A 251-nucleotide genomic window follows, 5' to 3' on the forward strand; every position below is an offset into this window, starting at 1 on the left:
GTGGCCGGTCGAGTGACTTGATCAACTCGCCCGCGGTCACCAGTCGATCCGGAAGGTCGCGGACGATCAGCGTATTGGTGCGGGGATCCACCTGTACTTCGCCGCGGACCGAGAGGGCGCTGCGCGTGAGAATCGGGACCAACTCGGATGCCTTTGCATAACTCAAAGGCACCGTCAGAATGTGGAGATCGCCGGCGAGCGCTTTGGCCTCCGTGAGCTTGCGGCGCTCTTCTTCTTCCTGGGCAAGCACT

1 protein-coding gene is annotated in these 251 nt (G+C 62.2%); it reads right to left on the reverse strand.

The window, feature by feature from the left end:
• Positions 1-251: secretin N-terminal domain-containing protein (locus ACKPVM_RS20510; RefSeq protein ID WP_409311588.1), on the reverse strand; the 251-nt coding region annotated here is incomplete at both ends.

This window comes from Pectobacterium hainanensis (genome assembly GCF_046237015.1).
GTDB lineage: Bacteria > Pseudomonadota > Gammaproteobacteria > Enterobacterales > Enterobacteriaceae > JBJYIN01.